Genomic DNA, 20,694 nt, shown 5'->3' on the forward strand with positions numbered 1-20,694 from the left:
ATCTTGCAGTCATTGCGGGCCCCGGCCCTAGCCCTGACGGGCCTCGTCGCCTTCCTGCTGCTGTGGGAGGCGATTCCGTTTTTCGGCATCGTCAACCCGGCCTTCCTGCCGGGGCCGAGCGTGCTGCCGGCCGCTTTCCTGCGTGAGCTTAAGTCGGGCGCCTGGCTGTCCGCGATCGCCGGCTCGCTCGGGCACTATTTCATCGGGCTCTTCACCGGCGCAGGCCTCGGCATCGCGTTCGGGGTGCTGACCGGCATGTCGAAGATCGCCGAGGAGCTGAGCTCCTGGGTGGTGCGCCTGCTGCGGCCGATCCCGGGCCTTGCCTGGGTGCCGTTCGCGATCATCTGGTTCGGCGTCAGCCCACAGGCGGCGGTGTTCATCATCGCGATCGGCGTGTTCTGGATCGTGTTCTTCGCGGCGCAGGGCGCGATCCGCGGCGTCGACCGCGACCTGATCGAGGTCGCCGACGCCTTCGGCTTCCACACGCCCTTGCAACGGCTCACCAAGATCCTGCTGCCGGCGGCGATGCCCGGCATCCTCGTCGGCGTGCGCACCGCGCTCGGCCAGGCCTGGATGGCGGTGGTCGCGGCCGAAATCTTCGGCGTCGCCGGCGTCGGCCAGCGCATGATGCAGGCATCGAGCCTGCTCGCGACCGATCTCGTGGTGATCTACATGCTGACGATGGCGGCGCTCTACGGGCTGCTCGATACGGCCTTCGTCGCCTTCCAGAAATGGGTGCTGCGTTGGAAAGCGTGATCGACATCAAGGGCCTGTCGCTGACCTTCACCCGCGACGGCGAGGCGACCGAGGTGCTGCGCAAGCTCGAACTTCAGGTCGCGCGCGGCGAATTCCTCGCCATTGTCGGCCCCTCCGGCGTCGGCAAGTCGACGCTGCTGCGCGTCATCGCCGGCCTCGCCAAGCCGAGCGCCGGAAAGGTTACGATCCATGCGAAGGACGCCTCGCGCCGGCCGGTCGCCCTCGTCTTCCAGGATTCCCGGCTGCTGCCCTGGCGCAAGGTGGTCTCCAATGTCGGCTTCGGTCTCGAAGGGCAGGTGCCGCGGACGCAGCGCCTTGCTAAGGCGCAGGAAACGCTCGACCTCGTCGGCCTCGGCAGCCTCGCCGAGCGCTGGCCGCACCAGCTCTCCGGCGGCCAGCGCCAGCGCGTCTCGCTGGCCCGGGCGCTCGCGGTCGAGCCGGAAATCCTCTTGATGGACGAGCCCTTCTCGGCACTCGACGCGCTGACCCGCGAAACGCTGCAGGACGAGTTGATCCGGGTCTGGCAGCGCACCGGCAAGACGGTGCTGTTCGTCACACACGACATCGACGAGGCCGCCTATCTCGCCGACCGGGTGGTGGTGCTCTCCGGCGCGCCCGGCCAGATCATCGCCGAGCACCGGATTTCGGCTCAGCATCCGCGCCGGCGCGGCGCAGCGGCGGAAGCCGAGATCGTGCGCGCGGTGCGCGTCGATCTCGGGGCCGATACGGTCAGCGACGGCGCGGCGATTTGAACATTTCGAGACTTGCGGAGGTCGGTATCACCGCTTCGCTCGTCACTCGGTAGGCCGCATTCCCACGTCCTCCAGCGCCGCCCTGATGGTGCCAATCGGCTCCCCGCGTGCGACCAGCTCTGCTGCACGCCGGCCATGTCGCGCCAGCGCGTGGTGGTTCTTGTCCGTGGCGGACAGCAGGATGTGCAGCGGCTCGAAGCCGGCGGCCTGCAATCGGCGAACATAGGTCAATTGGCTCGGATAGGGCACAATCCGGTCCTGAAGGTCAGACAGCACCAAGATCAGCGGCCTGGGGTCGCGGCGAATGCCAGAGAGGTGATCGATCGGATCGTAGAGCACAGTCCCGTCACTCTGGACCGTGCGCCGCTTGTTCCAATAGTCGGTCACCTCACGCACGGACAGCAATGCTGACGACAGGACCAGTGCCGAGACGTCCCGCCGCCTGTTGAGCAGCGAAGCGGCGATATGCCCGCCTCCCGATTGCCCAACCAGAATGAAGGTCGAGACGCGATGGCGCTGCCTGATCGCATCGAGCGTGCGTTCCATCAGCATGACCTCGCGCGGTTCACGGCGCTGATTGTGATCTCCGGACGAGCCGAACATGCCGGGACGAGCGATGAAGATCGCTGGGACGCCCGCCCGCTCGGACCAGCGCGCCATGTCGCGCTCGATCCGCTCCGGCGATCGTCGCTCGTAACCTGCCCCGACGAAACGGACGCCCTCTCTCGTCTTCAGCAGTACGTCGCCGCTGAAATAGACCAGAACTGTCGGATTATCCGCCGCGCTCAAGCCCTGCGCATAGCTGCGCAGGCAATCGCCCTTGCCCCCGAGTTCGATCCAAAAGCCTCCGGGAACGCCGGCGCAATGCGCGGGCGAACTGAACGAGCCATGCAGGGCTTCATAGGACTCGAAGCGCGCGCTCGCGCGCGGAACCGCAAGCTCCTTTGGCGCAACCGGCGCAGCCGAGGGCAACTCCAGCCTTTCAGCGAAAGCGCTCGGCGCGGCGACTGTTGTAACGGCGACGATCAACCAGCGAAGCAGCTGTTTCATGACTCAACTTCAAAGCAGCGTTGAAAATCCAAACCGACCACAACCAACTGCGCCGTCGCCGATCGCTCAGCGGACCTTTTGTCGTGGCTGATCCAAATTATCGATCAAAAATTGCCAACGCATTCGCGCCTCTTTCCGCACGAAAATCCGCCTGCTTCCACGCAAGAGGCCATTTCGCGTGACCGCGATCACCGCTCGAAGAGCGCGTTCCGCACCGGAACGGCACCGTCGAAGGACATCTGCACGGCCGCTCCGGAGCGCGCATCGACGGCGTGGACATGCAGATGCGGCTCCGTGCTGTTGCCGGAGTTGCCGACCTGGCCGATCAACGCGCCGGCGCTGACCTGCTGACCGGCCTGGACGACGACACTGTCCATGCGCAGATGGGCGAGTTCGACCAGCAGCCCGTCGCACGCGAGGACGACATGATTGCCGGCGGGATTGCCGCGATCGGCGGTCGGCGGCGGCAAGTCTGGCAGGCCATCCACCACCGCCGAAACCACTCCGGTGCAAGGGCTGACGACGACCTTGCCGAAGATCGCATAGCGGGCGGGATCGCCGGGTAACAGGCCAAAAGCCCTGAAGCCGATCGCATCGACCGCCGTGATGTCGAGCGCATGGCGCTGCGCGGGATGGTGGCTGTGATGGTTGAGGATACCGATACCGCCGCCATGCGCGACGATGAACGAGCCATCCTTGAGCGGGAACAGGAACGGGCGCGGATCTTGCCGCGCCATGCCCCAGGCCGTGACATAGATCACCGCCCCGCCAATGAGCACGAGCGAAGCCAGCATCGGGCCGTAGCTGCGCCAGAAGGGCGCATCGCCACGCACTCGCCATGGCCGCCCGGCATGCCGAACACCTGACACGATCGCTGCAATGAGAGCCAACCCGGCCAAAGCGGCGCGCGTCCAGATGCCGCCGATGTCCCATCGTCCGAGCAGCAGGATCAGCCAGACCAGCGCCGCCGTTTCGACCGCGACGATCAGCCAGGCAAGGCGGATCGGTACGTCCAGGCGCCATAGCCGCCACACGAAGGCGAGCGGAAGGGCGATGCTGATGAACACGAAGAGGCCGACGGCATAGATCATCGCGCTGATCTATGTCGGGCGGCGGGTTTGGCTAGGGCAGCTGGCCTATCGCGACTGTTCCCCACAAAGGAATTTTGTTCGCCTTTACGAACGACAGCGGAGCTGATATTTCCCTCGTCCGTTATAACGAACAGATCGGACGGCAAGCCATGACCATCGAAGCGGCGAGCACGGCAGGACTGCATCCCGAAACCCGGCTGGTCCATGCCGGCACGCTTCGATCCCAGTTCGGCGAGACCTCCGAGGCGCTGTTCCTGACCCAGGGCCATGTCTATGACAGCGCCGAACAGTGCGAGGCGCGCTTCCTCAACAAGGATCCCGGCTTCCAGTACGGGCGTTTCTCGAATCCGACCGTCTCCATGCTGGAACAGCGCATGGCCGCCTTCGAGGGCGCGGAATCCTGCCGCGCGACCGCGACGGGCATGGCGGCAGTCACAGCTGCGCTGATGAGCCAGGTCAGGGCCGGCGACCATGTCGTCGCGGCGCGCGCGCTGTTCGGCTCCTGTCGCTACATCATCGAGGACCTGCTGCCGCGCTACGGCATCGCCTCGACGCTGGTGGACGGCACCGATCTTGCCGCCTGGCGCGCCGCCGTTCGGCCGAACACCAAGGCCTTCTTCCTCGAAAGCCCGGCCAATCCGACGCTGGAGGTGATCGACATCGCCGCCGTCGCCGGGCTGGCGAAGGAGGTCGGCGCGAAGCTCGTCGTCGACAATGTCTTCGCGACGCCGCTGTTCCAGCGACCGCTCGAGCTCGGCGCCGATCTCGTGGTCTATTCCGCGACGAAGCACATCGATGGTCAGGGCCGCTGCCTCGGCGGGCTCGTGCTCGGCTCGAAGGAGCTGATCGAGGGCGAAATCCAGACCTTCCTGCGCCAGACCGGCCCGGCTTTGTCGCCCTTCAACGCCTGGGTGATGCTGAAGGCGCTGGAGACGCTGCCGCTGCGCATCCGCCAGCAGGCGCAAAGCGCGACCACGGTCGCCAAATGGCTGAAGAGCCGCAAGGAACTTCCGCATGTTGCCTTCATCGGCGACCCCGAGCATCCGCAGGCCGAGATCATCGCAACGCAGATGAGCGGCCCCTCGACGCTGATCGCCTTCGAGGTCGCCGGCGGCAAGGACGCGGCCTTCCGCTTCCTCAACAAGCTCAAGCTGATCCGCATCTCCAATAATCTCGGCGACGCCAAGAGCCTGATCGTCCACCCGGCTACGACGACGCATCAGCGCTTCACGCCGGAGGTGCGCGCCAGCATGGGCGTCAGCGACGGGCTGATCCGCCTCTCGATCGGCCTGGAACACGCCGACGACCTGATCGCCGATCTCCAGCAGGCGCTGGGCGGCTGAATTCCAAGCCCGAACCCGTCAGTCCAGCCACAGCGGCGCTGGCCTGGAACGACGGGCGCCGCGGGAGAGAATTGAACCCGGCAGGCCGATCCGCGTTGAACCTCGACAGCAACCGAGGTTCACATGCTCCGAAACATCGCCTGCGCGACCGCGCTGCTCGCCTTCCTCGCTGCCCCTGCCCTGGCGCAGAGCGCCTCGCCGGCCTCGCCAGCACCCGTCGAGAAACCCGCTTCGCCGGAGCTTGCGGCCTGCAAATCGACGGCGATGGTGGCGATCACCGCGCGCGAGCCGGAGATCAAGGACATCGTCATCGACGAGGACGGGCTGACCATCGCAACCTCGGACACCAAGGTCGAGGATACGCCGATCAAGCGCATCATCATGGGCGAGGCCTATCTGAAGACCGATCGCTCCGACAAGCCGCGCCGCTTCCTCTGCCTGCTGGGCGAGAAGGGCAAGGTGCTGCTGACCTTCTTCACGCAGAACTGAGACTAGATCGCCGAGCGCCCCATCGGGCGCAAGCTGGCGATCCAGCCGTTGTTCAGGCATCAGATTCGTCCGAAAAGTGGATTCCACTTTTCGGTCCGATGCTCCACTCAGGGTTCGTCGACGACACGCGTCCCCGGCCGGTCGCGTCCGTCAGCAAGTTCCTCGTGCCATTGGCCATCGGAGTCCTGATAGACGATGCCGTCGGTGGTGCCCGGTCGCTTCTGACGCGCTGCCGCTTTCTCGGCCGCCTTCAGCGCCGCATCATGGGTGCGGAAGGTCTCCGACAGCGCGCCGCCGACCTTGTAGGCCCACCCCCCATCGTGCTCGACGACTTCGTATTTGACGATGACCATGAGCATTCTCCATCGCTCACAGGTCGAACCGCCGCGGCCGCGCCGGGTTCCACCATGAACGAAGATAACGCCGTCAGGCCGACTGTGGGAAGGGCTGCGCCCCGTCGGTAGCCTTATTCGCCATTGCCGGTGTCGGCGGCGCGCAGCCCGTCCAGCACCGGCATCGAGGTGATGTTGTAGCCGGCGTCGACATGATGGATGTCGCCGGTCACGCCCCCCGAAAGATCGGAGAGATAATACAGCGCGGCCCCGCCGATATCCTCGAGCGACACCGATTTGCGCAGGGGCGAATTGGCGCGCTGCCAGGAGTACATCGCACGGGCATCGGAGATGCCGGCCCCGGCCAGCGTGCGCACCGGTCCGGGCGAGAGCGCGTTGACGCGGATGCCGCGCGGGCCGTAATCGGCCGCGAGATAGCGCATGCTCGCCTCGAGCGCCGCCTTGGCGACACCCATGACATTGTAGTTCGGCATGACGCGGGTCGAGCCGCCATAGGTCAGCGTGATCATGCTGCCGCCCTGCGGCATGCGCTCCGCGGCGCGCTTGGCGGCTTCCGTGAAGGAGAAGCAGGAGATCACCATGGTGCGCGAGAAATTCTCGCGGCTGGTGTCGGCATAGAGCCCCTTGAGCTCGTTCTTGTCGGAGAAGCCGATGGCGTGGATCAGGAAATCGAGCGTGTTGCGCTCGGGATCGTCGCCCCAGGCCTCGTCGAGCGCCGCGAAGGTCGCGTCGACGGAGGCGATGTCCTCGACATCGCAGGGGATCACCAGCTTCGAGCCGATGCTCTCGGCGAGCGGCTTGACCCGCTTGCCCAGCGCCTCGCCCTGATAGGTGAAGGCCATCTCGGCGCCATGGGCGTGCAAGGTGCGGGCGATGCCCCAGGCGATCGAGTTCTGGTTGGCGACGCCCATGACGAGGCCGCGCTTGTTGTGCATCAAGGGGAGCATGGGATTCCGGTCTGGCTGCGGTCAACGGCCGCTCATAGCGGCATTTTCACCACCCCGGAAGCCCGGAGCGGATTAGGCGCGTCATAGCGCCGGTCAGGTTTTGCCGCTCAGGGCTGCGGCGGTCGCCTTCGAGGTCGCGAGCGGCACGATCTCGAAGCGGACAAGATCGCCCCAGGCGAGCACCCATTGCTGCAACAAGGTGACGTCGTCGCATTCCATGACCTGGAAGCAGCGCGAAAGATCGGCAGAGACCCAGCTGTCGACGTAGCGCAGCCCGTCCGGTGCCATCCGGCCACGCTCGGCGAACCGAGCGTAGACATCTTTCACGCGCCCCTGATCGAAATGCTCGATCACCATGAACAGCATGGCGGAGCTCAGGCCTCCAGGCGCTTCATCACGATGGTGGCGTTGGTGCCGCCGAAGCCGAAGGAGTTCGAGAGCACGCAGCCGAGGCCCGCATTGTCGATGCGCTTGCGCACGATCGGCATGTCGGCGAAGGCCGGGTCGAGCTCGTCGATATGGGCGCTCTCGCAGATGAAGTCGTTGTTGAGCATCAGAAGCGAGTAGATCGCCTCCTGCACGCCGGTGGCACCAAGCGAATGGCCGGTGAGCGACTTGGTCGCCGAGATCGGCGGGCTCTTGTCACCGGCACCGAAGACCTCGCGGATCGCCTCGATCTCCTTGGCGTCGCCGACCGGGGTCGAGGTGCCGTGCGGGTTGATGTAGCCGACCTTGGCGTTGACGCCCTGGAGGGCCATGCGCATGCAGCGCACCGCGCCCTCGCCCGACGGGGCGACCATGTCGTAACCGTCCGAGGTCGCGCCATAGCCGACGATCTCGCCATAGATCTTGGCGCCGCGGGCCTTGGCGTGCTCGAGCTCCTCGAGCACCAGGACGCCGGCGCCGCCGGCGATGACGAAGCCGTCGCGGTTGACGTCATAGGCGCGCGAGGCCCGGGCGGCGGTCTCGTTGAAGTTGGACGACATCGCGCCCATGGCATCGAACAGCACCGAAAGCGTCCAGTCGAGCTCCTCGCAGCCGCCGGCGAAGACGACGTCCTGCTTGCCCCACTGGATCAGCTCATAGGCATTGCCGATGCAGTGGTTCGAGGTCGCGCAGGCGGAGGAGATCGAATAGTTCACGCCCTTGATCTTGAACCAGGTCGCGAGCGTCGCGGACGCGGTCGAGGACATGCCCTTGGGTACGGCGAAGGGGCCGACCTTCTTGGACGAGCCGCTCTCGCGCGCCTTGTCATAGGCGTCAATCAAAGCGCGGGTGGAAGGACCGCCGGAGCCCATGACGATGCCGGTGCGCTCATGGCTGATCTCGCCCGCCTCGAGGCCGGAATCGAGAATCGCCTGGTCCATCGCGACATGGTTCCAGGCCGAGCCGCCGCCATGGAAGCGCATGGCGCGGCGGTCGACGACATCAGCGGCGACGAGCGAGGGCACGCCGGCGACGCGGCTGCGGAAGCCGTGCTCCTCGAAATCCGGGACATAGGAGATGCCGGACTTGGCCTCGCGCAGCGAAGCCAGCACTTCCTGCGTATTGTTGCCGATGGACGAGACGATGCCCATCCCGGTGACCACAACGCGTCTCATGCTCGTTTCTCCGGCTGTTTGGTGGCGTGCCGGGTCGCCAGGCCCGGCTCGTTAATCATGTCGATACGGCGCAGATGGACCGAGCGGCCGCACAGCGCAAGACGGGCCGGCGATTTTGCTCAGGCCGCTTCGGGCTTGAACAGGCCGACCCGCATGTCGGAGACCGTATAGATACGCTTGCCGTCAGCCTCGAGCCAGCCATCGGCGATCCCCAGCACGAGCTTCGACTTGAAGACGCGCTTGAACTCGACGCCGTAGACCACCTGCTTGACGCTCGGCAGCACCTGGTCAGCGAACTTGACCTCGCCGACGCCGAGAGCGCGGCCGCGGCCCGGAAGGCCGAGCCAGCCGAGGAAGAAGCCGGTGAGCTGCCAGAGCGCATCGAGGCCGAGGCAGCCCGGCATCACCGGATCTCCCTTGAAATGGCAGTCGAAGAACCAGAGGTCCGGGCGGATGTCGAACTCGGCGCGGACGAAGCCCTTGCCGTGCGGGCCGCCTTCCTCGCTGATGTCGGTGATGCGGTCGAACATCAGCATCGGCGGCAGCGGCAGCTGCGCATTGCCCGGCCCGAACAGCTCCCCACGACCGCAGGCGAGGATCTCCTCGTAGCTGAATGACGATTGCCGCTCCATATCCCGTTCCGCTCCGTTCCGGCCGCCCGATCTCACGGCGGTCATCTGTCGTGACGCGTGCCTAACACGGTGTCGCCGCGAAACGAAAGGGCGAAAGGCATCGCACAGCGTGGATGATCCGGCCGTTTCTTTGAGCAGGCCCGCCATGACACGCCGTTGCAAAGACGAGATGACGCAGCCTTGCGCCGCAATGCTTGCGGCCCGGAGATCGAAGCCTTAAATCGGTAGGCAGGAGCCGGCCGCGTCTCGCGCCCCGGCATGAAAGCAAGGACGCAGACCCGAAGCATGAACGATCTGACGCCACAGGAACAAGGCTACGGATCGAGCGCGCGCCCGGGATGCCCATTCCACGACGTGCGCCAGCGCCTGCGCCGCGTGGGCCTGCGCCCGACGCGCCAGCGGGTCTCGCTCGGCTGGCTGCTCTTCGCCAAGGGCGACCGGCATGTCAGCGCCGAGATGCTCTATGAAGAGGCGATGAAGGCGCGCGTGCCGGTATCGCTCGCGACGGTCTACAATACGCTGCATCAATTCACGCAATCGGGCCTGCTGCGCGAGCTTGCGATCGACGGCGCCAAGACATTTTTCGACACCGACAACAGCGACCATCACCATTTCGTCGTCGATGGCGAGGACAAGGTGATCGACATTCCGGCTTCGGCCGTCGATGTCGCGGAGCTCCCGCCGCCGCCTGATGGCTATGAGATCGCCCGCGTCGATGTCGTCGTCCGCCTGCGCAAGATCGACGGCTGAGGCATTTCCGCGCCCGGACGGGCGGAGCGCCGCGACAGGTACGGGATTTCGCATCATGACGGCATCGCGGCGCGCTTTCGTCGGCACCCTCGCATTCGGACTCCTGACCCCGGCCGGCGGAGCCTTCGCCGCAACCATGACCTTGCGCGGGACGGTATCCTATCGCGAGCGCATCGCGCTGCCGCCCGGCACCATCGTCGAGGTCAAGCTGCTCGATGTCTCGCTCGCGGATGCGCCGGCACGCACCATCGCCGAGACCACCGCCAGCGGCGCGCGCAACCCAACGCGCTACGTGCTGCGCTTCGACCGGGCGCAAATCCAGCCGCGCCGGCGCTATGCGCTGCAGGCCCGCATCCTGCACCGTGGTCAGCTGCTCTTCATCAACACCAGCCATCACGGCATTTTCGACGGTGGGCCGGAGCAGACCGATATCCGCGTCGAACGCGTCGCCGGCACGCCCTCCCCCGCCCCGGAGAGCTCCAGCTCGCCCGTCGGGCGCTGGCTGCTCGAAGATATCAGGCAAGCGGGGGTGATCGACCGGCTGCAGACCGTACTCGAGATCGCTGTCGACGGCCGGGTCAGCGGCTCCGGCGGCTGCAACCGGATGAGCGGCTCGGCGCGGATCAGCGGCACGCGAATCAGCTTCGGACCGGTGGCCGCGACGCAGATGGCCTGCACGCCCGCGGCGATGGATCAGGAGCAGAAGTTCTTCGCCGGATTACGCGCGGTGCGGCGCTGGCGGACTGATCCGGCGCGCGGCAAGCTCGCGCTGCTCGACGGAAGCGGCCGGCCGATCATGACCTTCTCGGCGATGTGACCGGCCGCCCGCAGCGGGCGGCGCCGGCTCAGTTCAGCTTCTCGTTCGGGTAGACGCCCCAGAGCCGGTCCTGGCGCAGATAACCGTTGATCTTGTTGACCGTGACATTGCACCAGCCGCCACCGGGGCAGGAATGGACATTGGCGATCACGCCGGGCTCCAGGCTGGCGAGGATCGTGGCGTTGTCGCTGGCGGATTCACGCAGGGCAAAGGTCTCGCCCTTCACCTTGGACCAGGGCGCGACCAGCACGGTGCGCCGCCCGGAGAGCAGGCTGTGCAGCACCCAGCCCTCGGTGCCGTCGGCATCGCGCACACGCCGCCAGGTCTCGAACTCGGCGGTGACCTCGACCGGCAGTCCGGCGCGCTGGAAGACCCAGCTGGTGCGATGCTCCTTCGACGGCCCCTCGCGCAGATTGACCCGGTCCGATTTCAGGCTGACATAGCGCGGTACCGGCAGGCCGCTGACTTGGCCGGTCGCAAGCTCCTGCGCGAATGCGCCCGCCGAAGCGAGAGCAAGCCCCGCCATCACCGCCAGGCCTGCAAGACCGCTCCTCATGCTAGCCGCCATCCAATTCTCTCCTTCGCCCTGCCGGCCGGCGCGCCGTATAGGAGGCGCGGCAGGCCCGGGTCATGATCAACGGCGACGCAGCGCGGAGCCGGATCTGCGCGAAAAACCGGTTTCCACTTTTCCGCATCCTGCTCTAGACAACAGATCGGCTGCCGGCGTCGAAAATCCACCAGAACCCATTCCTGAAGCGCCTCGGTTAATGGCGGGTTGAGGCGGAAACGAGACCGGCGAAGCCGAAGCGTTGGGAGCATGCGGCGATCGGGCGCGGGCCCGGGCCAAATGCCCCGGAGGAGCCGCTTATGTCGAAGAAGAAGCCGCTGGTCGTCGTCACGCGCAAGCTGCCCGCCGTCGTAGAGACACGGATGCGCGAGCTGTTCGACGCAAGGCTGAATCTCGACGATACGCCGATGAGCCAGGCCGCCCTGGTGGAGGCCCTGAAGACCGCCGACGTGCTGGTCCCGACCGTGACCGACAAGCTCGACGCCGGGCTGATCGCCCAGGCTGGCGAACAGCTGCGCCTGATCGCGAATTTCGGCAATGGCGTCGACAATATCGACGTCGCCAGCGCCGTTCAGCGCGGCATCACCGTGACCAATACGCCCGGCGTGCTGACCGACGACACCGCCGACATGACGATGGCGCTGATCCTTGCCGTGGCCCGCCGCATCGCCGAGGGCGCGCGCGTCATCACCGACGACGAATGGGGCGGCTGGTCGCCGACCTGGATGCTCGGCCGGCGCATCACCGGCAAACGCCTCGGCATCGTCGGCATGGGCCGGATCGGCCAGGCGCTCGCCCGCCGCGCCTCCGCCTTCGGCCTCTCGATCCACTATCACAACCGCCGCCGCATCGATGCGCGCACCGAGGAGGCACTCAACGCCACCTACTGGGATTCGCTCGACCAGATGCTGGCGCGCATGGACGTCGTCTCGGTCAACTGCCCGCACACGCCGGCGACCTACCATCTGCTCTCGGCGCGCCGGCTGAAGCTGATGAAGCCCGATGCAATCCTGGTAAACACCGCGCGCGGCGAGATCGTCGACGAGACGGCGCTCGCCCGGATGCTCGAAGCCGGCGAGCTCGCCGGCGCCGGGCTCGACGTGTTCGAGCACGAGCCGGCCGTCAATCCGCGCCTGCTGAAGCTCGCCCGCCAACACCGCGTCGTGGTGCTCCCGCATATGGGCTCGGCCACGCATGAGGGCCGCGCCGATATGGGCGAGAAGGTCATCGTCAACATCAAGACCTTCATGGACGGGCACAAGCCGCCGGATCGCGTGCTGCCGAGCATGCTCTGAGCGCAGCCTGAAGGCCTGCGCCGCGCCGAAACAAGCCGCCTTGCCGAGCGCGCCGTCAGATCGACAGCGCGCTTACATGGCCATGCCGTGTCCCCAGGAAACTGGGCGCGCTCCAGGCGACCCTGCCTCGGAGCGGGAGTAGCCTTCAGCCGCCGCGCGAGGTGGCGAACTGGCCCGCCTTGCGGAAGCGCCAGAGATAGGACGGCACCTCCGCCTCGAACGAGACCGGCGCGATGCCGATGCCGGCGAGCGTGCGGCCGTCCTTGCGGGCGGCTTCGGAGACGACATTGTCGCTCTCCAGCAGGGTGACCTGGTCCCGGGTCAGCAGGAACTCGTCCGGCAGAAGGCCGAGCGAGAGCGTGTTGACGATCTCGAGGATCCGGGCCTGGAAGCGGGCGAGCGGGAAAGGCAGCGAGGCGATGACGCGCCGGCGGCCGGTGACCTCGCAGACATATTCGACCAGCTCGCGGAAGCTCTTCACCTCGGGACCGCCGAGCTCGTAGACCTTGCCGCCCTCGACCTTGCCCTCGATTGCAAGCGCAACCGCCTTGGCGACATCGCCGACGAAGACCGGTTGGAACTTGGTTTCGCCGCCGCCGACCAACGGCAGGACCGGCAGCATGCGGGCGAGTGAGGCGAAACGGTTGAAGAAGGTATCCTCGGGGCCGAACATGATCGAGGGGCGCAGCACGACGGCGCTCCCGACCAGCTCGAGCACCGCCGCCTCGCCCTCCGCCTTGGTGCGGGCATAGTGCGACTGCGAATCGACATCCGCGCCGAGCGCCGAGACCTGCACGAGGCGCTCGATGCCGAGGCTGGCGCAGGCGTGGGCGACGGTACGTGCGCCACGCGCCTGGACATTGGAGAAATTCTGCCGGCCGCTCTCGCTGAGGATGCCGACCAGATTGATCACCGCATCGGAGCCGCGCACAGCGGCGGCGACCGAATCGGGGTAGCGCAGATTGGCCTGGACGGCGTGGATCTGGCCGACGATGCCGAGCGGCTGCAGGAAATTGGCGAGATCGGGCCGACGCACGGCGACGCGGACGCGATAGCCGCGCCGGGCGAGCGCCCGCACGACGTGCCGCCCGAGGAAGCCCGAGCCGCCGAAGACGGTGACGAGTTGCTGAGCGGGAGGCTGGGTCGCCATGGTCACGCGAGCTCCGATTTGGAAGCGTTGGAAACTGTTCCTGTCGCGCCTGTCCTAGTTCATCGCATCCCAACTGTGAAGGCGGCGCAACGCCTCGCCGCCCGCTGCACAGCCCTCTGCACAGCCGCGTGATAATTTCGTCGGCTAGGCCGTTGACAGGCGCGTCCGCCCCCCCTAAACGGACCCTCGTTGCCCAGGTGGCGGAATTGGTAGACGCACCAGCTTCAGGTGCTGGCGCTCGCAAGGGCGTGGAGGTTCGAGTCCTCTCCTGGGCACCACTCTTTCTCTTCAGCAAAGAGAAAGAGTTCCGCATCGAGAAAAGCCAGTTTGGCGCCGCATTTATCTTGCGGTTGCATTTGGTGGACCTTCAGATGCCATGACCCGTCACTACCAAGACGGGTTTCTATTTTTAGAGTACGCAGCGCGCACTGTCCTTTGCCTGATCGCAAGGGACAGCGGGCTTCCCTGCTGCAGGCAGGGAGCATCGCTCCGCTGCCATCCGCTACAAGGCCGTCTTCCCGCGCCGAGCGAAGGAAGCGATGATCGCTCGGTCGCGCTTTTTCGCGCGCTGAACGTCCTTGGCACGATCTACGAATCGCTCAAGCAGCCCCCGTGCTTTCGGGGGGACTTATCGGCCGCCTCCCGCCAGCATCGCCTACCTTCGCCGGCGTTGGGGCGTTCCGACAAACCCGGCGCGGTTCGATCAGCCCGCGAGGATCGCCTGCTCGACGATGCCGAGCGCCCGGTCCAGCTCAGCCCGAGCGATCACCATCGGCGGCGACAGGGTGAGCACGTTGCCCTGGCTGATCTTGAAGCTGAGTCCCGCCTCCAGGCAGCGATAATAGGCCCGCTCGGCAAGGCCATTGTCAGGCGTGAAGTCGGCGCGGTCGGAGACCAGCTCCACCCCGAACAGCAGCCCTCGTCCGCGTACATCGCCGACAGAAGGGCAGCGCTCGGCGAAGTTTCGCAGGCGATCCATCGCATAGGCGCCGAGCTCCGCCGCCTTCTCCGTCAATCCTTCCTCGCGGATGATCTCGATCGTCGTCAGAGCCGCACGGGTGGTGACCGGGTTCTTCTCATGGGTGTAATGGCCGATCGCATAGCCGCCCGCGACGTCGAGGTCGCGGCGGGCGACGACAGCGGCGATGGGCAGGATGCCGCCGCCCAGTGCCTTGCCGAGCACGACCATGTCGGGCTGCACTTCGTCATGTTCATGGGCGAAGAAGCGCCCCGTCTTGCCGAGGCCCGTCGGGATCTCGTCGAAGATCAGCAATGTGCCGTGCCTGTCGCAGGCCTCGCGCACGCTCTTCCAGAAGCCGGGCGCCGGCGGATAGGGTGTGGCGCGCATCGGCTCGGCGACGACCGCGGCGATGTCGCCCTCCTTCGCGAGGACATAGGCGATCATCCGGGCGCAGGCGCGTGCCGATGCCTCCAGGCTGTCGTGGCCATAGGCGCAGTTGCGGTTGCCCCAGGGCGCGACGTGCTCCGCTCCCGGCAGCAGCGGGCCGGCGATGCCTGACCGGAAGGTCGCTTCGCCGCCGACGCTCGAGGCGCCGAAGCCGGCCCCGTGGAAAGCATCCCAGAAGGACAGGGTCTTGAACCGCCCCGTCGCCGCACGGGCGAGCCGCAACGCCACCTCGATCGCATCCGAGCCGCCGGTGGTGAAGAGCACCTTGCCGAGATCGCCCGGCGCCAGCCGTGCCAGTGTCTCTGCGAGCTCGACGGCCGGTTCGCAGGTGAAGCGCCGCGGTGCGAAGCAGAGATCGTCGAGCTGAGCCTTGATCGCCGCCTTGAGGCGCGGATGGCCATAGCCGATGTGATGGACGCTGTTGCCATGGAAATCCATGTAGCGGCGTCCCATCGTGTCCTCGATCCAGATGCCCTCCGCTTTGGCGATGGCGGTCAGGCACGGGCTGGAAAGGCTCTGGTGCAGGAAGGTGGCGGAGTCGCGGGCGAGTAGCTCGCGGGTTCCGGCATCGCCGATGCCGGCCGCCCAGCCACCGCGGGCCGCGGAGGTGTTGGACTCACCCTCGGTGTGAACGATTGCGGAAGCTTCGGCGCGCATGGCAGGTCCCGGTTCGCGCCTCGCGGGCGCCATGGAATCCAGAATGCCGATCCCTTCTCCATCTGAGAAATCGCTAATTCGTATCTATCTATAAAATAAATCGATATAACAGCAGCTCCCCTCGCTCGGGTCTTCCTCGCCATGCGCCATGTCCAGCTTCGCGCCTTCCATCAGGTCGCGCTCTCCGGCGGTTTCTCGAAGGCGGCGCAGGCCTTGCACCTCACCCAACCGGCGATCTCCGACCAGGTCCGACGGCTGGAAGAGGAATACGATGTCGCCCTGTTCAGCCGCCGCCATCGCCAGGTCGTCCTGACCCCGGCCGGCAGCAGGCTGCTCGCCGTCACGCACCGCCTGTTCGGTGCGGAAGGGGAAGCTCTGGAGCTGCTGCAGGAGGAACGTTCGCTGCGGACCGGCTCGCTGCGGATCATGGCCGATTCCGTGCATCACGTGCTCGACGTGCTGACCGCCTTCCGCGAGCGGCATCCAGGCATCCAGGTCACGATCGCACAAGGGAATACCGGCAGCATCGTCGAGACGCTGATCAACTACGACGCGGAGATCGGCGTTCTCGGCGAACTCGGCGATGAGCGCGCCTTCACGGTGATGCCGCTCAACGTCTCCCCGATCATCGCCTTCGCTGCCCGCAGCCATCCGGTTGCGGGCAAAGCCAACCTATCCCTGGCGGAGCTCGGCGACTGGCCGCTGATCATGCGCGAGCGCGGATCGCGCACCCGCCAATTGCTTGAGGAGCGAGCCGCCGAACAGAAGGTCGAGCTGCGCTTCGCCGTGGAAGCGGAGGGACGTGAGGCCGTCCGCGCCATCGTGGCCGCCGGTGGCGGCGTCGGCTTCGTCTCCGCCGCGGAATTCGGCGCGGACGATCCGCAGCTGATCCGTATCCCGCTCGACGGGCCGCCACTCCTGATGCACGAAAAGCTGATCTGCTTGCACGAGCGGCGCAACAGCAAGACCATCCAGGCCTTTGTCAGTCTGGCGCAGTCCCTGCGCGGTGTCGCTCACGCGCAGTCCGGCAGCGCAGACGCAGATTGCGGTGCCTGGGCAAATCGGGGCAAGAAGGCGACGCGCTGAATCATCATCGCAGGAGCGATGATCGGGCGGGTAACCGGGCACTCTAGATGGTCACACGCGCAGAGCTCGTATCACGGCTGGAACGGGCGTTTCTGGACCATGGCTACGCGCAGCTGACGATGATCACCATCGCCGGGATCGTCGATGTCACGCGCCGGACGCTCTACAACTATTTCAGCAGCAAGGAAGAAGCATTCCGCTTCCTGATCGAGCAGGCCAATGCGAATGCCGTCGAGGCCGGCATGGCGGCAGGGCGTGCAGCCCTCGCGGCAGGAGACGACGCGGTCGAGATTCTCGCGACCGTTCTCGACATCCGCTACGGCGACACGAGGCGGCGGCTGAGCCAGTCGCCGCACGCGATCGAGATCAACGACCAGGCTTTTCGCCGCTGCCGAGACATCATGGTCGGCTCGGCCATCGCCTTTCAGGACAAGCTGGCGGCGTTCATCGTGGAACTCGAGCAGCAAGGCATTCTGCGCGTCAGGAAGAGCGTAAGCCCCGAGGATCTTGCGCAACTGCTCGCCGACGGAGCCCGCGGGACCAATCAAAGCCTGCCGCCGATCGCTCCGGACAAATTGCATCTGCGCTATCGGGGCATGGTCCGGGCACTGCTTCATGGCACGCTGGAAGGCGGAGGCTGAACGTCCGCGTCTGCCCCGATATGGATACCGCCCCCTTCTCATTTTTTACGATATTGTGCAGAATGCTTGAGGGGGACGGACCGGTACGGCGTCATCCGGCGGGGGGCCGATGCAGTCTTTGGAGTGGAAGATCGATCGGCTGCTGGCCGATCCGCAGTTTGATCGCGCCATCCATCGCCTGGCCTCCGGCTTCGTGGATGTGCAGGCCGCCGCGCCGCGGCTCGCCTCGCAATTTGCGACCCAGCAGCGCTGGCTGATGTCGCACGCGGCGCTGTCGCGTTATTTTCGCGGCCTCCGCTCCGGTCGGCCGGGCTTGTCGCGGACCGAATTCCTCGAGGAAGCGCTGGGCCACCGACTGGCAAGCCGCAACACCGCGACAGCCTTCTTTGCCGAAGCGCTGCACTACGGGTTGATCCGGCCAATTGGAGCCACCGGCCGCAACTCCGGCCAGGTCGAGCCCTCGCCAGCAACTTTATGGGCGCTGACCGAGTGGTACGCCCTGCATCTGTCGGCGCTCGATGCACTCGACAGCGAGAACCGGGTCGAACGCCTGCGAAACGCGGACATGATATTGCTCGGCGAGATGGAGGTCGGCGTCGCCGACGGCCTGCTGGGCTGCGAGCTGATCCGTTCCCCCGCTCCGATCTATGCCGTCTTCGCCTCGGTGGATGATGGCGGCAGCTTGATGGACCGCTTGATCGTCGGCCTGGACAGGGATGTTGCGCCGGCTCAGGAGCACGCACTGACCGACGTCACTTCAGTTTCCGCGCTTGCCCGGCGGCTCAACCTGTCCCGTACGCATACGGGCAGAACCGTGGCGGCAGCGGCTGCTCTCGGCGGGCTCGGCTGGAGCGGCGCGCCCGGGCGCTCACCGATCTGGCTTTCGAAGCGTTTTCGCGCCGAGTACGCGCAGATCCAGGCTGCGAAGCTCGCCATCATCGGCACAGCCTTCGACGCTGCGGCGAGAACGGCAGAGCCTTCCTTGCCGACGGCTGCCGTAGCAGCTCCGGAGCTGGTTCACGGCCATTCCGATGGCCCGCCATGCTGAGGAAGGCTGAAGAGGCAGAGCCTTCGCCAGACAGCCAGGCGCAGCCCTCGATCGGCGCGCGTCTCGATGCGCTGCCGTTCTGCCGGCTCAGGCTGGCGATCTTCGCCGTCACAACGCTGGCGCTGTTTGCTGACATCGCCGAGGTCGCGCTCGGCAATGCGCTCGGCGCGGTCTTCCAGGCGCCGCCGCGCAGCATGACGCGAACCGAGCTTTCGCTGTTCCTCGCCGCGATCTTCGCAGGCGGAGCCGTCGGTGCTCCGGGCTTCGGCCTGCTCGGCGACCGGACAGGCCGGCGCCTCGCCCTCCAGGTGGCGCTCCTGGTCGTCGCCATCGGCTCGATCGGTGCCGCGGCGAGCGATGATGCCGTTACCCTGATCGGCTTTCGTTTCCTGTCAGGGCTCGGCATCGGCGCCTGCCCGCCGCTGATCGCCGCCTATCTCGCCGACGTCATGCCGCCGCGCTGGCGCGGGACAATGGTCTGCCTTTGCGCGGGCCTCGCCTTTCTCGGCGCCCCAGCCATCATTTTCCTGATGCGCGCGACGACGCCGAGCTTTCTCGGCCTGGAAGGCTGGCGCTGGGCGCTGAGTTCGGGAGCCGTTCTCGCCATCCTCGCCGCGGCGCTGTTGAGCCTGCTGCCGGAATCGCCGCGCTGGCTGGCAGCGGCCGGCCGTCTTGAGGAAGCCGAAGCCGCCTTGCGCCGCTTCGGAGGGCAAAAGCGCAAAGTCGCTGCCATTCCTGTTCCGGCAAGCGACCTCACCTCGACTGCGGACGCGCGCGAGACGCTCAGCGTCGGCCGACGGCTGCTCCTGCTCTGCGTGCTCTATGCACTGGCGCCCTGGGCGACGATCGGCTTCCCGCTGATGAGCGGCGCCGTCATGGTCCAGAAGCAGTTCAGCATCAGCGATTCCGTGGTCGCGGCAGGGCTGATCATGTTCGGGCCGGTGATCGGCAACCTGCTCATGGCCCTCGTGATCGATCGGATCGGCCGTAGGGCGAGCCTGATCGCTAGCGCCGTCGCGATGATCCTGCTGGGGGTGGCCTTCGCTGCGGCGACCGAATTCACTCCCCTGGTCGGGATCGGGATCGCTTTCGCGCTGTGCAGCGCCATCTATGCCAGCGTGCTCGGCGTCTATGCCGCCGAGATCATTCCGACGGCACTGCGGTCCTCACGGACGTCGCTGGCCTGGGGGATCGGACGGCTCGTCTCGGTCTTCGTGCCGCTGGTCTTCTTCGCGCTCATCCACCAGTTCGGCGTCTGGACGATGTTCGGCGTGATCGCGGTTGCCCTTGGCTTCAGCGCCTTTCTGGTTGCCAGCGTCGGCGCCCAAGGACGGTCGCGACAGCCTGTCGCCTGACCGTCAGGCCCATACACGACCACCACCCTGGATTGTACCGGCCGATTTTGGGTGATCCATGCATGTGACCATTTTTGAAACGCGTATTGCACAAGATCGAGCAATTTGAGAATTTCCAGTCCTTCATCGGGGCGCGAGATCGCCTCGGCGCGGGTCCGCATGGGTCATCCATCTGCCGTGATCGACGGTAGCAGGCGCCGGGAGACGAGATTTCCTTGATGCGAAGACCGTTCCGGCGCGCTGCCGGAATGGTGGGGGCTGTGTCGAGGTGTGACGTGAAGGCGAAGCGATTGATGTCCGGCTGGGCGAGGCTCGGCCTGGTCATGACCATATCAACCGGCTCGGCCTACGCTCAGCCTACTCCTCCCAAACCCGCGCGCCCCTCCGCGCCAGCTGTGGCGACGGCCACGCCGGCAGCCCCGCCCGCCGCATCCCCGGTATCGCCCGAGCCCAGCAGCACCACGGCGAGCTTCGGCGACTGGACGCTGCGTTGCCAGCGCATCGCCGACGCGGCGAAGCCGATGCGGGTCTGCGAGGTCGCGCAGGTCCTTCAGGCACAGGGCCAGCAGGCTCCGATCGCACAGGTCGCGCTCGGGCGGCTCGGCAATGACGAGCCCGTGCGTATCACGGCGGTGATGCCCGTCAGCATCTCATTCCCCGGGAGCGTGCAGATCGTGATGGGCGAGAAGGACGCAAAGCCGGTCGACCTGCCCTGGCGGCGCTGCCTCCCGACCGCCTGCTACGCCGATGCCGCCCCGGGCGACGAGGCCTTGAAGCAATGGCGCAAGGCGACCGAGCAGGGCCGGATCCTGTTCAAGGACGCCGCTGGACGCGAACTGGCCCTGCCCTTGTCCGGCCGCGGTCTCGATCAGGCGCTCGACGCGCTCGCGAAGGAGCGCCTCTGA

At 66.5% G+C, this 20,694-nt stretch carries 22 protein-coding genes and 1 tRNA gene; 13 read left to right on the forward strand and 10 right to left on the reverse strand.

Going from position 1 to position 20,694, the window contains the following annotated elements; genetic code table 11:
• Positions 1–3 precede the first annotated feature (3 nt).
• Both DK26_RS24635 and DK26_RS24640 read left to right on the forward strand, forming a co-directional pair.
• Entirely contained in the window at positions 4–756 is a 753-nt protein-coding gene (locus DK26_RS24635; RefSeq protein ID WP_066478582.1) for an ABC transporter permease, read from the forward strand.
• Complete coding sequence (locus DK26_RS24640) at positions 732–1,508, forward strand: ABC transporter ATP-binding protein (protein WP_066478452.1); 777 nt, start codon at positions 732–734, stop codon at positions 1,506–1,508. Before DK26_RS24635 ends, DK26_RS24640 begins: the two co-directional genes overlap by 25 nt.
• 42 nt (positions 1,509–1,550) lie before the next feature.
• Here the strand turns inward: DK26_RS24640 and DK26_RS24645 are convergent, their stop codons facing one another.
• Entirely contained in the window at positions 1,551–2,558 is a 1,008-nt protein-coding gene (locus DK26_RS24645) for a hypothetical protein (RefSeq protein WP_066478454.1), read from the reverse strand.
• Positions 2,559–2,746: 188 nt separating this feature from the next.
• A complete protein-coding gene (locus DK26_RS24650; RefSeq protein WP_066478455.1) occupies positions 2,747–3,649 on the reverse strand; it encodes a M23 family metallopeptidase in 903 nt (300 codons plus the stop codon).
• Positions 3,650–3,798: 149 nt separating this feature from the next.
• Here DK26_RS24650 and DK26_RS24655 point away from each other — a divergent pair, with 149 nt between their 5' ends.
• Positions 3,799–4,992 (forward strand): O-succinylhomoserine sulfhydrylase, encoded by a 1,194-nt coding sequence (locus tag DK26_RS24655; RefSeq protein ID WP_066478456.1) that lies wholly within the window; start codon positions 3,799–3,801, stop codon positions 4,990–4,992.
• Positions 4,993–5,115: 123 nt separating this feature from the next.
• The gene (locus DK26_RS24660) at positions 5,116–5,481 is read left to right on the forward strand and encodes a hypothetical protein (protein ID WP_066478457.1); all 366 of its coding nucleotides are present in this window, start codon (positions 5,116–5,118) and stop codon (positions 5,479–5,481) included.
• A gap of 107 nt (positions 5,482–5,588) precedes the next feature.
• Here DK26_RS24660 and DK26_RS24665 read toward each other — a convergent pair whose 3' ends face one another.
• The 5 genes from DK26_RS24665 to fabA form a co-directional block, all read right to left on the reverse strand.
• Positions 5,589–5,834: a DUF2188 domain-containing protein gene (locus DK26_RS24665; protein WP_066478458.1), complete on the reverse strand. Its 246-nt coding sequence runs from the start codon at positions 5,832–5,834 to the stop codon at positions 5,589–5,591.
• Between the two features lie 113 nt (positions 5,835–5,947).
• The gene (fabI, locus tag DK26_RS24670) at positions 5,948–6,781 is read right to left on the reverse strand and encodes an enoyl-ACP reductase FabI (RefSeq protein WP_066478460.1); all 834 of its coding nucleotides are present in this window, start codon (positions 6,779–6,781) and stop codon (positions 5,948–5,950) included.
• Between the two features lie 93 nt (positions 6,782–6,874).
• On the reverse strand, positions 6,875–7,147 hold the full coding sequence (locus DK26_RS24675) for a DUF3303 family protein (protein ID WP_066478461.1): 273 nt from the start codon (positions 7,145–7,147) through the stop codon (positions 6,875–6,877).
• An 8-nt stretch (positions 7,148–7,155) separates the two neighbouring features.
• Entirely contained in the window at positions 7,156–8,382 is a 1,227-nt protein-coding gene (fabB, locus tag DK26_RS24680) for a beta-ketoacyl-ACP synthase I (protein ID WP_066478463.1), read from the reverse strand.
• A 119-nt stretch (positions 8,383–8,501) separates the two neighbouring features.
• Complete coding sequence (gene fabA / locus DK26_RS24685; RefSeq protein ID WP_066478465.1) at positions 8,502–9,014, reverse strand: 3-hydroxyacyl-[acyl-carrier-protein] dehydratase FabA; 513 nt, start codon at positions 9,012–9,014, stop codon at positions 8,502–8,504.
• A 285-nt stretch (positions 9,015–9,299) separates the two neighbouring features.
• Here fabA and irrA point away from each other — a divergent pair, with 285 nt between their 5' ends.
• Entirely contained in the window at positions 9,300–9,764 is a 465-nt protein-coding gene (irrA, locus tag DK26_RS24690) for an iron response transcriptional regulator IrrA (RefSeq protein ID WP_066478468.1), read from the forward strand.
• 55 nt (positions 9,765–9,819) lie between these two features.
• On the forward strand, positions 9,820–10,581 hold the full coding sequence (locus tag DK26_RS24695) for a YbaY family lipoprotein (protein WP_066478474.1): 762 nt from the start codon (positions 9,820–9,822) through the stop codon (positions 10,579–10,581).
• A gap of 28 nt (positions 10,582–10,609) precedes the next feature.
• Here the strand turns inward: DK26_RS24695 and DK26_RS24700 are convergent, their stop codons facing one another.
• Positions 10,610–11,149 carry an SH3 domain-containing protein gene (locus DK26_RS24700; RefSeq protein ID WP_066478475.1) on the reverse strand — a complete coding sequence of 180 codons (540 nt, stop codon included), beginning with the start codon at positions 11,147–11,149 and terminating at the stop codon, positions 10,610–10,612.
• 299 nt (positions 11,150–11,448) lie between these two features.
• Here DK26_RS24700 and DK26_RS24705 point away from each other — a divergent pair, with 299 nt between their 5' ends.
• Positions 11,449–12,444: a D-glycerate dehydrogenase gene (locus DK26_RS24705; RefSeq protein WP_066478476.1), complete on the forward strand. Its 996-nt coding sequence runs from the start codon at positions 11,449–11,451 to the stop codon at positions 12,442–12,444.
• Positions 12,445–12,589: 145 nt separating this feature from the next.
• Here DK26_RS24705 and DK26_RS24710 read toward each other — a convergent pair whose 3' ends face one another.
• Positions 12,590–13,594, reverse strand: a complete 1,005-nt coding sequence (locus tag DK26_RS24710) for a complex I NDUFA9 subunit family protein (RefSeq protein WP_066478477.1) — start codon at positions 13,592–13,594, stop codon at positions 12,590–12,592.
• 191 nt (positions 13,595–13,785) lie between these two features.
• On the opposite strand from DK26_RS24710, the gene DK26_RS24715 reads away from it, so the two are divergent.
• A tRNA-Leu gene (locus tag DK26_RS24715) sits at positions 13,786–13,872 on the forward strand.
• Positions 13,873–14,297: 425 nt separating this feature from the next.
• Here DK26_RS24715 and DK26_RS24720 read toward each other — a convergent pair.
• On the reverse strand, positions 14,298–15,659 hold the full coding sequence (locus tag DK26_RS24720; RefSeq protein WP_066478481.1) for an aspartate aminotransferase family protein: 1,362 nt from the start codon (positions 15,657–15,659) through the stop codon (positions 14,298–14,300).
• Positions 15,660–15,800: 141 nt separating this feature from the next.
• Here DK26_RS24720 and DK26_RS24725 point away from each other — a divergent pair, with 141 nt between their 5' ends.
• The 5 genes from DK26_RS24725 to DK26_RS24745 all read left to right on the forward strand — a co-directional run bounded on the left by DK26_RS24725 (position 15,801) and on the right by DK26_RS24745 (position 20,694).
• Positions 15,801–16,745: a LysR substrate-binding domain-containing protein gene (locus tag DK26_RS24725; protein ID WP_083533577.1), complete on the forward strand. Its 945-nt coding sequence runs from the start codon at positions 15,801–15,803 to the stop codon at positions 16,743–16,745.
• Positions 16,746–16,792: 47 nt separating this feature from the next.
• On the forward strand, positions 16,793–17,386 hold the full coding sequence (locus DK26_RS24730; RefSeq protein WP_066478487.1) for a TetR/AcrR family transcriptional regulator: 594 nt from the start codon (positions 16,793–16,795) through the stop codon (positions 17,384–17,386).
• A gap of 109 nt (positions 17,387–17,495) precedes the next feature.
• Positions 17,496–18,434: a hypothetical protein gene (locus DK26_RS24735; RefSeq protein WP_157089833.1), complete on the forward strand. Its 939-nt coding sequence runs from the start codon at positions 17,496–17,498 to the stop codon at positions 18,432–18,434.
• Positions 18,428–19,789, forward strand: a complete 1,362-nt coding sequence (locus DK26_RS24740; protein WP_066478491.1) for an MFS transporter — start codon at positions 18,428–18,430, stop codon at positions 19,787–19,789. Before DK26_RS24735 ends, DK26_RS24740 begins: the two co-directional genes overlap by 7 nt.
• A gap of 395 nt (positions 19,790–20,184) precedes the next feature.
• On the forward strand, positions 20,185–20,694 hold the full coding sequence (locus DK26_RS24745) for an invasion associated locus B family protein (protein ID WP_066478493.1): 510 nt from the start codon (positions 20,185–20,187) through the stop codon (positions 20,692–20,694).

It is taken from the genome of Allobosea sp. WAO (genome assembly GCF_001509835.1).
GTDB lineage: Bacteria > Pseudomonadota > Alphaproteobacteria > Rhizobiales > Beijerinckiaceae > Allobosea.